Raw genomic sequence first — 13615 nt, 5'->3', positions numbered from 1 at the left:
CATTTGCGCCCGGTTGCACCATTTCTCCCACAGGACCCGCCCCGGCGCTGCCTCTTGGCGGCCAGACGCGGTTCCGCGCATTTCTGAAAGTACCGATCGATGCAGTTGCTGTTCGAAGAAGGCGGCGAAATCCGCGCCGGCACCGTGCTGAACCAGCAGGGCGAGGCTTACCAGGTGGAGCTGCCAGCCGGCAAGCGTACCAAGGTCAAGTCGCGCGACGTGCTGCTGCAGTTCGCGCAGCCGTCGGCAATCGAGCTGGTGCGCCAGACCGGCGACATGATGGCCGAGATCGACCTGGACTTCCTGTGGGAATGCGCGCCCGAGGCTGAATTCGGCTTCACCGAGCTGGCCGCCGAGTACTACGGCGCCGAGCCCGGCCCGGTGCAGCAGGCGGCGCTGGCGATGGCGCTGCACGGCAACCCGGTGTACTTCCGCCGCAAGGGGCGCGGCCGCTACCAGCGCGCGCCCGAAGACCAGCTCAAGGCGGCGCTGGCCGCGCTCGAGCGCAAGCGCCAGCAGGCGCTGGTGCAGGCCGAGTACGAAGAGCAGCTCAAGGCGCTGACGCTGCCTGAGACCTTCCGCAACAAGGTGCTGCAGCTGCTGTTCAAGCCGGACAAGAACAGCCTGGAATACAAGGCCATGGACGCCGCCTGCACCGCGCTGGGCATGACCCCGATGCGGCTGATGGTGGCCGCCGGCGGCGTCGCCAGTGCGCGCGCGCTGCATGAGGCCAAGTTCCTGGCCGAGTGCTTCCCCAAGGGCACGGGCTTTCCGGAAACCGACGTGCCCGAGCCGCCCGCCGACCTGCCGGTGGCCGACGTGGAGGCATTCTCGATCGACGACGTCACCACCACCGAGATCGACGATGCGCTGTCCGTGACCAGGCTGCCCGACGGCAAGCTGCGCATCGGCATCCATATCGCCGCGCCCGCGCTGGGCATCCGCCGCAGCGAACCGCTCGATGCGGTCGCGCGCCAGCGGCTGTCCACGGTCTATTTCCCGGGCGACAAGATCACCATGCTGCCCGACGCCGTGGTGGAGCGCTACACGCTGCAGGAAGGGCGCACGTGCCCGGCGCTGTCGCTGTATGTGACGGTGGACCCGACCGTGTGGCTGATCACCGGCAGCGAGACCCGCGCCGAGATGGTGCCGATCGCCGCCAACCTGCGCCACAACCTGCTCGACGATGTCATCACCGAGGCTGCGCTTGCCGCGGGCACCGGCGACTACCCGTTCCGCGACGCGCTGACGCAGCTGTGGCACTTTGCCGGCTACCTGTACGACGAGCGCCAGAAGGCGCGCCTGGCCAGCGGCCTGCGCCCCGAGACCCACAACCGCGCCGACTTCAATTTCTACCTGGACGACCAGGCCGACGGCAGCCAGCGCGTGCGCATCGAACAGCGCAAGCGCGGCTCGCCGCTGGACAAGATCGTTGCCGAGCTGATGATCCTGGCCAACAGCACCTGGGGCAAGCTGCTGGCCGACAACGGCGTGCCGGGCATCTACCGCACGCAGAAGGCGTGGGGCATGCACCGCACCCGCATGCAGACCTACCCGGCACCGCACGAGGGCCTGGGCGTGGCGCAGTACGCTTGGAGCACCTCGCCGCTGCGCCGCTATGTCGACCTGGTCAACCAGTGGCAGATCCTGGCGGTGGCCCAGCACGGCGTGACCGCCAAGCTGGTGGCGCCGTTCAAGCCCAAGGACGCCGACCTGCTGGCCGCGGTGGCGGACTTCGAAGGCACTTACGCCGCCTACGCCGACCACCAGTCGACCATGGAGCGCTACTGGTGCCTGCGCTGGCTCAAGCAGGAAAAGCGCGAGCGCATGGTGGCCTCGGTGCTCAAGGAAGGCGCGGTGCGCTTTACCGAGATCCCGCTGGTCACGCGCGTGCCCGAACTGGTGCAGGCGCAGCGCGGCACGCAGGTGCTGCTGGAGATCGGCGAGACCGACGAGATCACGCTGGAAGTGTCGTGCCGGGTGCTGGAGATCTTCGCCGGTGAAGGCGAAGTGCCCGAGGAAGAGCTGGAAAGCGACGAGGAAGCCGCGGAGCTGTCCGCCGAAGCCGCTGCCGACGCGGCCGCCGAGGAAGCGGCCGAGCAGGCCGCCGGGGTCTCGGACGAAGCCCCGGCCGAAGCGGGCGACGACGATGCCGGCGCGGCGTCGGGCGAGCGCGACACCGGCACCCCGGCGGTCGGCTGAAGCCTTCGGAAATCGGCGGCGCTCACTTACAATGCCTGTCTGATCCGGGGTCCGCGGCCCCGGTCTTGCCAGGCCGCCGGCCCGGACCGGTTCGGGCCGCCGCCCACCCTTCAGCCACCCTCCATCCATCGTGAACGCCACACTCGCCGCTCCCCGCCACTGGTGGCATGCCAGGTGGCACAACAGCAGTACGCTGGCCAAGGCGCTGGCCATTTCCGTGGCCGTGCACGTGCTGCTGCTGATGGTGCGGGTGGCCGCGCCCGAGGTGTTCGAGATCAAGCGCAGCGATGCCGCGCTGGACGTGGTGCTGGTCAATGCCAAGTCGGCGCAGAAGCCGCGCAACCCGACCGCGCTGGCGCAAGCCAACCTGGACGGCGGCGGCGACCATGACCTGCAGCGCGCCACCACGCCGCTGCCCGCGCAGACCCAGACGCAGGAAGGCGACCTGGTGCGCCAGGTGCAGCGCCGCGTCGAGCAGCTGGAACAGGAGCAGCAACGCCTGCTGACCCAGTCGCGCGAGGCCGCGCCGTCGGTGCGCAACCAGCCGCTCAAGCCCGGCGAGAAGCGCCAGGACACCCCGCAGCGCGGCCAGGACGAGCGCACCTCGACCGACGAGATGGCCAGGCTGGAGGCCGAGATCGGCCGCAACCTGGACCACTATGCCAAGCGACCCAAGCGCTTCCAGCTGACCGCCACCAGTGCCCAGGCGGTCGACTACGCGCAGTACTACGACCGCCTGCGCCACAAGATCGAGGCGCGCGGCACCACTGACTTCCCGCAACGCAACGGCAAGCCGCTGTACGGCCAGCTGATCCTGGTGATCAACGTCAACCGGCTCGGCAAGCTCGGCTACAACCGCGACGGCTACAACGTCGATGCCATCGACGTGGTCAAGAGCTCGGGCGATCCCGCGCTGGACCGCCAGGCCGTGGCGATCGTGCGCGCGGCCGCGCCGTTCGGCCCCTTTACCGCCGAGATGGCGTCGCGCCAGGACATCCTCGAAGTCATTTCCACTTTCAAGTTTTCGCGCAGCGGGCTGGAAACCCGCTTGCAGGCACGCTGATGACATCCACTGATTCTTCCCAAGCCACTTCCGACCGCTATGTGGTGATCGGCAACCCGGTTGCGCACAGCCGTTCGCCGGCGATCCACGCCGCCTTTGCGCGCCAGACCGGCGAAGCCGTGCAGTACGACCGCCTGGAGGCGCCGCTGGACGGGTTTGCCGATGCCGTGCGCCAGTTCTTTGCCGAGGGCGGCTACGGCTGCAACGTGACGGTGCCGTTCAAGCTGGAGGCCTATGACCTGGCCGACCGCCTGACCGAGCGCGCCGAGGCCGCCGGCGCGGTCAACACGCTGTGGATCGAAGAGGGCCTGATCCACGGCGACAACACCGACGGCATCGGCCTGGTGCGCGATATCCAGGACAACCTCGACACGCTGATCGAAGGCAAGCGCGTGCTGCTGCTGGGCGCCGGCGGCGCCGCCATGGGCGCGATGCTGCCGCTGATCGAATGCCGGCCGTCGCGCATCGTGGTGGCCAACCGCACCGCGTCGCGCGCGAGCGACATGCTGGAAGAGTTTGTCGAAGCCGCCGACCAGTACGGCGTGGAGCTGTGGGGCGGCGGGCTCGATGCGCTCGACGGGCTGTCCGAGGACGAAGCCGTCGACGTGGTCATCAACGCGTCGTCCAGCAGCCTGCATGGCGAAGTGCCGCCGGTACCCGAGTTCCTGCTGGGCGAAGGCGTGCTGGCCTACGACATGATGTACGGCGCCGAGCCCACGGTGTTCCTGCAGTTCGCCGCGCGCTGTGGCGCGCGCACCAGCGACGGCCTGGGCATGCTGGTCGAACAGGCGGCTGAAGCGTTCTACATCTGGCGCGGCGTGCGCCCCCGCACCGCCCCTGTGCTGGCCGAGCTGCGCGCCGCGCTGCAGGCCGAACGCAAGGGCTGACCGGGGCGCCGCCAGCCGTGGCCAACCGCAACCGCGCAGCCAGCGCCAGCCGCGGCGTAGCCCCCGCACGCACGGTGTTCAACCCGGTCCGCTGGCTCGGCTACCTGCTGGGCTGCGTGGCGGCGGGCGTGGTGGCGATGCAGCTGTACTTCTTCATGCAGATCGCAAGCTGGCAATACATCAATCCTACGACGACCACGTTCATGCGCGCCGAGCGCTGGCGCCTGTGCGGCATCAACGTCTGGAACTGCGGCATCGACCGGCAATGGGTGCCGTACGACCGCATCTCGCGCAACCTCAAGCGCGCGGTGATCGCCAGCGAGGACGCCGACTTCGTCAACCATCCGGGCTATGAGCTGGATGCCATGCTCGATGCCTGGGAGCGCAACAAGAAGCGCGGGCGCATCGTGCGCGGCGGTTCCACCATCACGCAGCAGCTGGCCAAGAACCTGTTCCTGTCGTCCGAGCAGCACTACCTGCGCAAGGGCCAGGAGCTGGCCATCACGTGGATGCTCGAGTTCTGGCTGGACAAGCAGCGCATCTACGAGATCTACCTGAATTCGGTGGAGTGGGGCGAGGGCGTGTTCGGCGCGCAGGCCGCGGCGCAGCACTACTTCCGCACCAGCGCCGACAAGCTCAGCGTGGGCCAGTCCGCGCGCCTGGCCGCGGCGCTGCCGGCGCCCAAGTGCTTCGACAAGAAGGAATACTGCGCCAACGTGCGCGTGAATTTCCGCGCCAAGGCGGGGATCATCGCGCGGCGGATGGGGGCAGCCACGCTGCCCGACTGAGGGCTTGCTCCCCTCTCCCACTTGTGGGAGAGGGGAGCAAGGCAGCGGCAGATTCAGCGCCTCAGCTCAGCCACCCCTTCCTGCGGAAATACACCAGCGGAATCGCCGCCGACACCGCCATCAGCGCAATCGCCCACGGATAGCCCGCGCCCCAGTCCAGCTCCGGCATGAACTTGAAGTTCATGCCGTAGATGCTGGCGATCAGCGTGGGCGGCATCAGCGCCACCGACACCACCGAGAACAGTTTGATGATCTTGTTCTGGTTGATGTTGATGAAACCGACGGTCGCGTCCATCAGGAAGTTGATCTTGTCGAACAGGAACGCGGTGTGGTTCTCGATCGAGTCGATGTCGCGCAGGATCTGGCGGGCCTCGTCCTGCTGCTCGGCCGACAGCAGCTGGCTGCGCATCAGGAAGGACACCGCACGGCGCGTGTCCATCACGTTGCGGCGGATGCGCCCGTTCAAGTCTTCCTCGCGGGCGATGGTTTCCAGCACGTCGGCCGCGGCGGCATCGGTCACGTTCTCGGCCAGCACGCGGCGGCTCGCTTCTTCGAGCCGCTCGTAGATTTCCTCGATCGAGTCGGCGGAATACTCGGCGTCGGTCGCGTACAGGTCCATCAGCACGTCCTTGGCATTGCGCACCGAGCCCGGGCGCATGCGTGCGCGCAGCCGCACCAGCCGGAACACCGGCAGGTCTTCGTCGTGGATGGAGAACAGCACGTCGCGCGTCAGCACGAAAGCCACGCGCACGTTGCGCGACAAGGCCTCTTCCTCGTCCAGCAGGAAGTCGGTGCGGATATGGATATTCTCGTCCTCGCCCTCGAAATATCGCGCGGACGCTTCCAGGTCGCCCAGGTCTTCCAGTTCGGGAAGGGCGACGCCATAGGCTTCCTTGATCCAGTTCAGTTCCTCGTCGTCGGGATTGACGACATCGATCCAGATCGGCTTGTGCTGCAGCAGCTCATTGCGCTCGTCGACCTGCTCCTGGGCAAGCCGGCCTTTCTGCAGGACGAACAGGTTGATCATCCCCGGGATTCCTTATTGCTGATTGCGACGAAAAACAAAGACAAGCGCGAAGACAAGCGCAGGCGGCTCGCCGCATTCCCAGGTAGTCCGTCATGCCCTGCATGGCCTGGCGAGACGCCGGAAGGCGCCCTGCCAGGGCCGGGCCACGGGCAAGCGTGATCGCGCTGTACCGCGGCTGCCGTTCGGCACGGCGGTACAAGGCGATGGCGTTTGCCTGGGTTGGCTGGCTAGCCGGGAGAGGGAAGATCCGCACGCGATGCGGCGCGCATGGATGGCGCCGCCGGTGGCACGGAAAGACACTCGCCCGCAGTGTTCTGCTGCGGGCGAGGCCGACGAGGCGCGGAGCCGGGTGCTCCGGGCGGGTCGTCGTTACGCAGCCCGCAGTGACATGGCATTCGCAGAGGTCGCAGCGCTGCTGCGGCAACTCGAACACCCGATGCTACTGCCCACGTAATTTCTCCGGGATTGTGATGGCCGCGAGTGTAGCCCAACGTAGGGTGGCTTGTTAAGTGAAATCTCCGCGCACGCGGCCCGCTGTTGCCCGCTCACGACCGGCGGCGCGCCCACCCGGCGATCAGCCCGGCGCGCCCTGCAACCGGCGCCACAGCAGCGGCGCCAGCATCACCGAGGACAGCGCCAGGAACATCAGCACGATCGCGGCGTAGTCCTGCCAGTGCGGCTGCTCGCCCAGCATCCACATGCCCGAGAACACGCCGACCACCGGAATGAACATGATCGACAGGCTCGACACCACCGGCGGCAGGCTGCGCGCCAGCCCGAACCAGACCAGGTGGCAGAAGGCGAAGACCACCACCGCGTTGTAGGCGATGGCGCCCCATTCGACGGCGGTGGGCATGCGCCAGCCGTCTTCCAGCAGCAGCGAGCCGACCGCCAGGAAGGGCAGGGTCACGGCCAGCATCCAGAACGTCATGGCGCCGATGGGCACGTCGGTCGGGGTGCGTTTTATCAATTGGGTGCCGAAGCCCCAGCCGGCCGCGGCCAGCAGCATCAGCAGCGTGCCGGCCGGGCTGCCGGTCAGCGCGGCGAGCTCGCCGGAAAGCAGCAGCACCGTGCCGGCCAGCGCGCAGCCGATGCCCAGCCAGGCCCAGGCGCCGATGCGCTCGCGGAAGAACACCAGGCCCCAGACCACTGCCCAGATCGGCATGGTGTAGCCCAGGATGGCGGCCCGGCCCGAGGACAGCATCTTGACCGCGCAGATCGCAAACAGGTGCCAGACCACCATGTTGGGAATGGCCAGGCGGACCACCGTGCCCCATTCGCGCCGCGGCACGGCCAGGGAATCGCCGCGCAGCCGCAACGCCAGCCCCAGCGCCACCAGCCCGCCCGCCATGCACAGCAGGCGGAAGCCCAGTGCCGGAAAGTGCGCTACGCCTACCTTCATGATGGGCCAGTTGATGCCCCAGGCAAGGGTGAGCACGACAAGCAGGAAGATACCGCGGCGATCGAGAGACATGACGGGACGCGGCTGTGCGTCATGCCGCGCTTTGTTTTGAGAGGAAGCGCAAAACCATAGCACGTAGCGGGTAAAATTGCCGGAAGCGACATATGCTGCAGGGATGAAAGGTTTTCACGCCGCTGTGGCCAACCGCGCCGGCCGGGCCAATGGGGCGCCGGCGCCACCAGGATATTCCGAGTACCCATGACTTTCACCGAGCAGCTTGCTGCCGCCTGGCAGCGCAACGATTCCCTCCTGTGCGTCGGGCTCGATCCTGACCCGCAGAAGCTGCCGCTGTCCCTGACCGGGGCGGGCGGCGCCATCTTTTCGTTCTGCCGCGAGATCGTTGACGCCACCGCCGACCTGGTCTGCGCCTTCAAGCCGCAGATTGCGTACTTCCACTCGCAGCGCGCCGAAGACCAGCTCGAGCAGCTGATCCACTATATCCACGACGCCCACCCCGGTATCCCGGTGATCCTGGACGCCAAGCGCGGCGACATCGGCTCGACCGCCGAGCACTACGCGCTGGAGGCCTTCGAGCGCTACCATGCCGACGCGGTCACGGTCAGCCCGTACATGGGCTTCGATTCGATGCAGCCGTACCTGGCCTATCCGGACCGCGGCGTGATCGTGTTGTGCCGCACCTCCAACCCGGGCGGCTCGGACGTGCAGTTCCTGCAGGTTGACGGCAAGCCGCTGTACCAGCTGGTGGCCGAGGCCGCGCGCGAGCGCTGGAACACCACCGGCCAGATGGGCCTGGTGGTCGGCGCAACCTTCCCCAACGAGATCGCGCGGGTGCGCCAGATCGTCGGCGACATGCCGCTGCTGATCCCGGGCATCGGCGCCCAGGGTGGCGACATCGAGGCCACGGTCAAGGCGGGGCGCACCGCGGACGGCACCGGCATGATGATCAACTCGTCGCGCGCCATCCTCTACGCCAGCCGCGAGAAGGATTTTGCGGCGGCGGCGCGCAATGTCGCGCTGCAGACGCGGGAGACCATCAATCGCTATCGCCACGGCTGAAACCGGGCGTAGACAATAAAAAACCGCGCCAGAAACGGCGCGGTTTTTTATTGGGCGGAGGTTGCCGGGCGCCGGCCTCAGGCCTCGTTCCGGATCAGCTCCAGCAGTCCCCGCATGGCATGCTCGGCCGCCTGCCGGCGGATCTGGCCGCGGTCGCCGCGAAAGCGCTGGGTCTCGGTATGGGTGGTGATGCGGTTGCTCCAGCCGAAGCAGACCATGCCCACCGGCTTTTCCGGGGTGCCGCCGTTGGGCCCGGCCACGCCGGTGATCGACAGCGCCACCTGGGCGCGGCTGTTCAGCAGCGCGCCTTCGGCCATGGCGCGCGCCACTTCCTCGCTGACCGCGCCGTGGTCGCGGATCAGCTTGGCCGGCACGCCCAGCATGGTGGACTTGGCCTCATTGGAATAGGTGACGAAGCCGCGCTCGAACCAGCCGGACGAGCCGGATACATCGGTAATGGCGGCAGCCACCAGCCCGCCGGTGCAGGATTCGGCAGTGGCCAGCATCAGGGATTTGTCGGCAAGGGCGACGCCGGCCTGGATGGCGAGCTGGTCGAGCAGGCGGCTGACAGACATGGTGGATACAGGTAGTTTTGAGGGGAATCAGCTTGCAATGGCTGGCGATACGGGCTCAGAACGAGCGCCACAGCGCAAACACCAGCAGCGTGTAGAAGGCCGCGAAGATGTCGTCGAACATCACGCCAAAGCCGCCGCGCAGGCCCGGGCCCTTGAGCGTGCGGTCATAGTGGCCGATCGGCGCCGGCTTGGTGATATCGAACAGCCGGAACCACAGGAAGGCGGCGAACTGCCCCCAGAAGCCGGTCGGCATGACAAAGGCCAGTACCAGCCAGAAGGCGACGATCTCGTCCCAGACCATGCTGCCATGGTCGTGCACGCCCATGTCGCGCGCGGTGCGCGCGCACGCCCACAGGCCGACCAGGAAGCCGCCGGCGATGATCCACAGCCAGGTGGTGGGCTCGATCCACAGCGAAATCACTACGAAGGACAGCCACGCGTAGAGCGTGCCGACCGTGCCCGGCGCAACGGGCGACAGGCCCGAGCCGAAGCCGAAGGCGATCAGGTGGGCCGGATGGGCCAGCATGAAGCGCGCGCTCGGGCGCGTGACCTTGACGGTCTGGCCGGCTTCCAGGGTCAGGGCGGGGTCGCGCGGCGCGGCCCCGGGAGGCAAGGTGGACATCAAAATTGGCTCGTGTGTGCAGATACTGCTTATGGTTATGGCCGGCTTGCGCTGCCATGCTTGCGGGACTCCCGTGCCCGCGCAGCGCGCCGATGCCGGCATCATGACATGCCCGCGACCCGGTGTCAGGGGGCAGCGAAGTGGTCGAAGCTGGCGCCTTGGTACCGGGTCGGGTTGCCGGTACTGTCGACCAGCCGCAGGCCGGGCTCGGGCGTGATCGCGCCGACACGTGCGAGCGGCAGCGCCAGGCGTTCGCTAATCGCCGCAATGGCGTCGCGGCTGCCGGCGGGCGCGGTGAAGCACAATTCGTAGTCGTCGCCGCCGGCCAGCACGCATTCGCGCTGGATGGCATCGGGCTGGCTGGCCAGCACTGCCGAGCGCGGCAGCGCATCGACGTCGACCAGCGCGCCGACCTGCGAGCGTTCCAGGATATGGCCGAGGTCGCCGACCAGGCCGTCGGAAATGTCGAGTGCGGCATGCGCCACGCCGCGCAGAGCCATGCCCAGCGCCACGCGCGGTGTGGGCGTGTCCATGCGCGGGCGCACCTGGCTGAACTCGGGCTCAGGCAGCAGCCATTCGCCGCGGCAGTCGCCCAGCGCCAGGCGGGCGTCGCCAAGCGTGCCGGAAATCCAGATATCGTCGCCGGGCCGGGCGGCGTCGCGGCGCAGCGCGGCACGCAGCGGCACGTCGCCGAATACCGTCAGCGAAAGCGTCAGCGGGCCGCGCGTGGTGTCGCCGCCGACCAGTTCGCAGCCGTGGGCGTCGGCCAGCGCCAGCATGCCGTCGGCCAGTTCGGCCAGCCAGGCGGGGTCGGCCTCGGGCAGGGCCAGTGCCAGGGTGAAGGCGCGCGGCTCGGCGCCCATGGCGGCCAGGTCGGACAGGTTCACGGCCAAGGCCTTGTGGCCGAGTGAGCGCGGCGCCACGTCCGGGAAGAAATGCCGGCCGCTCACCAGCATGTCGGTGCTGATGGCCAGGTGGTGGCCGGGGCGGCCCTCGATCAGCGCGCAGTCATCGCCCACGCCGAGCGCGGCCTTGCGCACCGGCCGCGTGAAAAAGCGGCGGATCAGGTCGAACTCGGAAAGCGGGGCTGGCTGGGCGTGGGACATCGTCGTCAGGAAGATTCGCCCGCCGGGTGGGACGGATCGGGGGCTGCGCGTTGCGCGAAGATGAATGGCGATCCGGGGCAATCCCGCGGCGCGTGCGCAGCGCGTCAGGATGGGGCGCGTCCGGCATTTCAGCAAGATACTGCCGCGCACGACAGCCATGACCATCGCGCGGTACGCCGCTTCTGCCGGCAGGCGCTACGCTTGCTGGTATTGCCCGGGGGGATGGGGCATATTGTACCGAATCGCAAAGGTGCCCCAAGTAAAAGGCTTATTGTGAAATAGTATTTCACTATATAAAATGCTGGGTTCCAAAGGAAGAGAAGGGCGGGCACGTGGAGCCGGTCCGCCGATCGTCCCCCGCCTCGTCAATGACGGCTCCACCGATTGGAAGATGCGCCGATGACCAGCCCTCAGCAGTCCCCGTCCCAAGACGATCTGAAACAGCAGCAGCGTGAGGCGCTGCGCAAAGCGGCGCTCGAGTACCACGAGTTTCCCACCCCCGGCAAGATCTCGGTCACGCCGACCAAGCCGCTGTCGAACCAGCGCGACCTGGCCCTGGCCTATTCGCCGGGCGTGGCCGCCGCTTGTGAAGAGATCGTTTCCGATCCGGCCAATTCCTTCCGCTACACCGCCCGCGGCAACCTGGTCGCGGTGATCACCAACGGCACCGCCGTGCTGGGCCTGGGCGACATTGGCGCCGCGGCCTCCAAGCCGGTGATGGAAGGCAAGGCTGGCCTGTTCAAGAAGTTTGCCGGTATCGACGTGTTCGATATCGAAGTCGATGAGAAGGACCCGGAAAAGCTGGTCCAGATCATCGCCGCGCTGGAGCCCACCTTCGGCGGCATCAACCTCGAAGACATCAAGGCACCGGAGTGCTTCTACGTCGAGCGCAAGCTGCGCGAGAAGATGAAGATCCCCGTCTTCCACGATGACCAGCACGGCACCGCCATCGTGGTGTCCGCGGCCATCATCAACGGCCTGAAGGTGGTCGGCAAGGACATCAAGAAGGTCAAGCTGGTGGCCTCGGGCGCCGGCGCGGCCGCGCTGGCCTGCCTGGACCTGCTGGTCGACATCGGCCTGCCGATCGAGAACATCTGGGTGACGGACCTGGCCGGCGTGGTCTATGAGGGTCGTACCGAGCTGATGGACCCGGAAAAAGCGCGCTTCTCGCAAAAGACCGACAAGCGCAAGCTGGCCGAAGTGATCGACGGTGCCGACATCTTCCTGGGCCTGTCCGCCGCGGGCGTGCTCAAGCAGGACATGGTCCAGCGCATGGCCGACAAGCCGCTGGTGCTGGCACTGGCCAACCCCAACCCGGAAATCGCGCCGGAGCTGGTCAAGGAAGTGCGCCCCGACGCCGTGATGGCCACCGGACGCACCGACTACCCGAACCAGGTCAACAACGTCCTGTGCTTCCCGTTCATCTTCCGCGGGGCGCTGGATTGCGGCGCCACCACCATCACGCGCGAGATGGAAATCGCCGCGGCCAATGCCCTGGCCGAACTGGCGCGCCAGGAGCAGAGCGACATCGTCGCCACCGCCTATGGCATCCAGGACCTGTCGTTCGGCCCCGAGTACCTGATTCCGAAGCCGTTCGACCCGCGCCTGATCGTCAAGGTGGCGCCGGCCGTGGCCGAGGCCGCGATGAAGTCTGGCGTGGCCGCCCGTCCGATCGAGGACATGGACGCCTACCGCCTGCAGCTGCAGCAGTTCGTGTACCACTCGGGCACGCTGATGAAGCCGATCTACGCCGCCGCGCGCAAGGTCGAGATGGATAAGAAGCGCATCGTCTTCGCCGAAGGCGAGCAAGAGCGCGTGCTGCGCGCGGTGCAGGTGATCGTCGACGAAAAGCTGGCCAACCCGATCCTGATCGGCCGCCCGGCCGTGCTGCAGCACCGCATCGAGCGCTTCGGCCTGCGCCTGCGCGCCGGAGTGGACTTCACCGTGGTCAACCCCGAGCACGATGAGCGTTTCCGCGACTATTCCGACGCCTATTACCGCATGATGGCGCGCGAGGGCATCACGCCCGAGTACGCCAAGCTGGAAATGCGCCGCCGCACCACGCTGATCGGCGCGATGCTGGTGAGCAAGGGCGAGGCCGACGGCATGATCTGCGGCACCGTCAGCAACACCGCGGCGCACCTGCGCTATATCGACCAGGTGCTGGGCGGCACCAACAAGGTCTACGCGGCGATGAATGGCCTGGTGCTGCCGGGCCGCCAGATCTTCCTGGTGGATACGCACGTCAACGTCGACCCGAGCGCCGAAGAGCTGGCCCAGATCACGCTGATGGCCGCCGAGGAACTGAAGCGCTTCGGCATCGAGCCCAAGGTCGCGCTGCTGTCGCACTCGAACTTCGGTTCGTCCGAAGCGCCTTCGGCCCGCAAGATGCGCGAAACCCTCGCCATCCTGCGCGATCGCGCCCCGGACCTGGAGATCGACGGCGAAATGCACGGCGACAGCGCGCTCGACCAGAAGCTGCGCGACCAGCTGGTGCCGGATGGCGCGCTCAAGGGCGAAGCCAACCTGCTGGTGTGCCCGAACATCGACGCGGCCAATATCTCGTACAACCTGCTCAAGGTTGCCGCGGGCAACAACGTCGCGATCGGGCCGATCCTGCTGGGCGTGAAGGCGCCGGTGCACATCCTGACGCCGTCGGCCACGGTGCGCCGCATCGTCAACATGACCTCGCTGGTCGTGGTGGATGCCTCTGCCAAGCGCTAAACCGCTTGGTATGGCCGGTAGCCGGCCAATGTGACGAAAAGCCGGGTTCGCCCGGCTTTTTTTACGTCCATATGTGCATGGTTAGTATGCGCACACATACGCTTAACATATTGAAACAATTGAAGAATTACCGCTGCCGCCG

The 13615-nt window shown here is 67.4% G+C and carries 11 protein-coding genes; 6 read left to right on the top strand and 5 right to left on the bottom strand.

Annotated features, from left to right (window positions below):
* Positions 1 to 99: 99 nt before the first annotated feature.
* From AC3WRI_RS17950 to mtgA, 4 genes are all read left to right on the top strand, one after another.
* Positions 100 to 2202 (top strand): ribonuclease catalytic domain-containing protein, encoded by a 2103-nt coding sequence (locus AC3WRI_RS17950; protein WP_010813192.1) that lies wholly within the window; start codon positions 100 to 102, stop codon positions 2200 to 2202.
* Positions 2203 to 2332: 130 nt separating this feature from the next.
* The gene (locus tag AC3WRI_RS17945; protein WP_010813193.1) at positions 2333 to 3265 is read left to right on the top strand and encodes an energy transducer TonB family protein; all 933 of its coding nucleotides are present in this window, start codon (positions 2333 to 2335) and stop codon (positions 3263 to 3265) included.
* Positions 3265 to 4152 (top strand): shikimate dehydrogenase, encoded by an 888-nt coding sequence (gene aroE / locus AC3WRI_RS17940; RefSeq protein ID WP_010813194.1) that lies wholly within the window; start codon positions 3265 to 3267, stop codon positions 4150 to 4152. Before AC3WRI_RS17945 ends, aroE begins: the two co-directional genes overlap by 1 nt.
* Positions 4153 to 4226: 74 nt before the next feature.
* Positions 4227 to 4940, top strand: a complete 714-nt coding sequence (gene mtgA / locus AC3WRI_RS17935) for a monofunctional biosynthetic peptidoglycan transglycosylase (RefSeq protein ID WP_037023622.1) — start codon at positions 4227 to 4229, stop codon at positions 4938 to 4940.
* 61 nt (positions 4941 to 5001) lie between these two features.
* Here mtgA and corA read toward each other — a convergent pair whose 3' ends face one another.
* The gene (gene corA / locus AC3WRI_RS17930) at positions 5002 to 5967 is read right to left on the bottom strand and encodes a magnesium/cobalt transporter CorA (protein ID WP_010813196.1); all 966 of its coding nucleotides are present in this window, start codon (positions 5965 to 5967) and stop codon (positions 5002 to 5004) included.
* 574 nt (positions 5968 to 6541) lie between these two features.
* Complete coding sequence (locus tag AC3WRI_RS17925) at positions 6542 to 7441, bottom strand: DMT family transporter (protein WP_010813197.1); 900 nt, start codon at positions 7439 to 7441, stop codon at positions 6542 to 6544.
* Between the two features lie 186 nt (positions 7442 to 7627).
* On the opposite strand from AC3WRI_RS17925, the gene pyrF reads away from it, so the two are divergent.
* Positions 7628 to 8446 carry an orotidine-5'-phosphate decarboxylase gene (gene pyrF, locus AC3WRI_RS17920; RefSeq protein ID WP_010813198.1) on the top strand — a complete coding sequence of 273 codons (819 nt, stop codon included), beginning with the start codon at positions 7628 to 7630 and terminating at the stop codon, positions 8444 to 8446.
* Positions 8447 to 8523: 77 nt separating this feature from the next.
* Here pyrF and AC3WRI_RS17915 read toward each other — a convergent pair whose 3' ends face one another.
* From AC3WRI_RS17915 to thiL, 3 genes are all read right to left on the bottom strand, one after another.
* The gene (locus AC3WRI_RS17915; protein ID WP_010813199.1) at positions 8524 to 9021 is read right to left on the bottom strand and encodes a CinA family protein; all 498 of its coding nucleotides are present in this window, start codon (positions 9019 to 9021) and stop codon (positions 8524 to 8526) included.
* A gap of 55 nt (positions 9022 to 9076) precedes the next feature.
* The gene (locus AC3WRI_RS17910; protein WP_010813200.1) at positions 9077 to 9643 is read right to left on the bottom strand and encodes a phosphatidylglycerophosphatase A family protein; all 567 of its coding nucleotides are present in this window, start codon (positions 9641 to 9643) and stop codon (positions 9077 to 9079) included.
* A gap of 125 nt (positions 9644 to 9768) precedes the next feature.
* On the bottom strand, positions 9769 to 10749 hold the full coding sequence (thiL, locus tag AC3WRI_RS17905) for a thiamine-phosphate kinase (RefSeq protein ID WP_010813201.1): 981 nt from the start codon (positions 10747 to 10749) through the stop codon (positions 9769 to 9771).
* Positions 10750 to 11148: 399 nt separating this feature from the next.
* Here thiL and AC3WRI_RS17900 point away from each other — a divergent pair, with 399 nt between their 5' ends.
* Positions 11149 to 13473: an NADP-dependent malic enzyme gene (locus tag AC3WRI_RS17900; protein WP_010813202.1), complete on the top strand. Its 2325-nt coding sequence runs from the start codon at positions 11149 to 11151 to the stop codon at positions 13471 to 13473.
* The last annotated feature ends 142 nt before the right edge of the window (positions 13474 to 13615 follow it).

This window comes from Cupriavidus sp. FW305-27 (genome assembly GCF_058787995.1).
The sequence above is the reverse complement of the archived record's forward strand: the minus strand, read 5'-3'. Positions and strand labels throughout refer to the sequence as shown.

What these genes read in the sequence shown, in the direction of transcription:
- AC3WRI_RS17915 (WP_010813199.1), bottom strand. Translation starts at nt 9,021, where the DNA reads ATGTCTGTCAGCCGCCTGCTCGACCAGCTCGCCATCCAGGCCGGCGTC.
- AC3WRI_RS17900 (WP_010813202.1), top strand. Translation starts at nt 11,149, where the DNA reads ATGACCAGCCCTCAGCAGTCCCCGTCCCAAGACGATCTGAAACAGCAG.
- AC3WRI_RS17910 (WP_010813200.1), bottom strand. Translation starts at nt 9,643, where the DNA reads ATGTCCACCTTGCCTCCCGGGGCCGCGCCGCGCGACCCCGCCCTGACC.
- aroE (WP_010813194.1), top strand. Translation starts at nt 3,265, where the DNA reads ATGACATCCACTGATTCTTCCCAAGCCACTTCCGACCGCTATGTGGTG.
- corA (WP_010813196.1), bottom strand. Translation starts at nt 5,967, where the DNA reads ATGATCAACCTGTTCGTCCTGCAGAAAGGCCGGCTTGCCCAGGAGCAG.
- AC3WRI_RS17950 (WP_010813192.1), top strand. Translation starts at nt 100, where the DNA reads ATGCAGTTGCTGTTCGAAGAAGGCGGCGAAATCCGCGCCGGCACCGTG.
- thiL (WP_010813201.1), bottom strand. Translation starts at nt 10,749, where the DNA reads ATGTCCCACGCCCAGCCAGCCCCGCTTTCCGAGTTCGACCTGATCCGC.
- AC3WRI_RS17925 (WP_010813197.1), bottom strand. Translation starts at nt 7,441, where the DNA reads ATGTCTCTCGATCGCCGCGGTATCTTCCTGCTTGTCGTGCTCACCCTT.
- pyrF (WP_010813198.1), top strand. Translation starts at nt 7,628, where the DNA reads ATGACTTTCACCGAGCAGCTTGCTGCCGCCTGGCAGCGCAACGATTCC.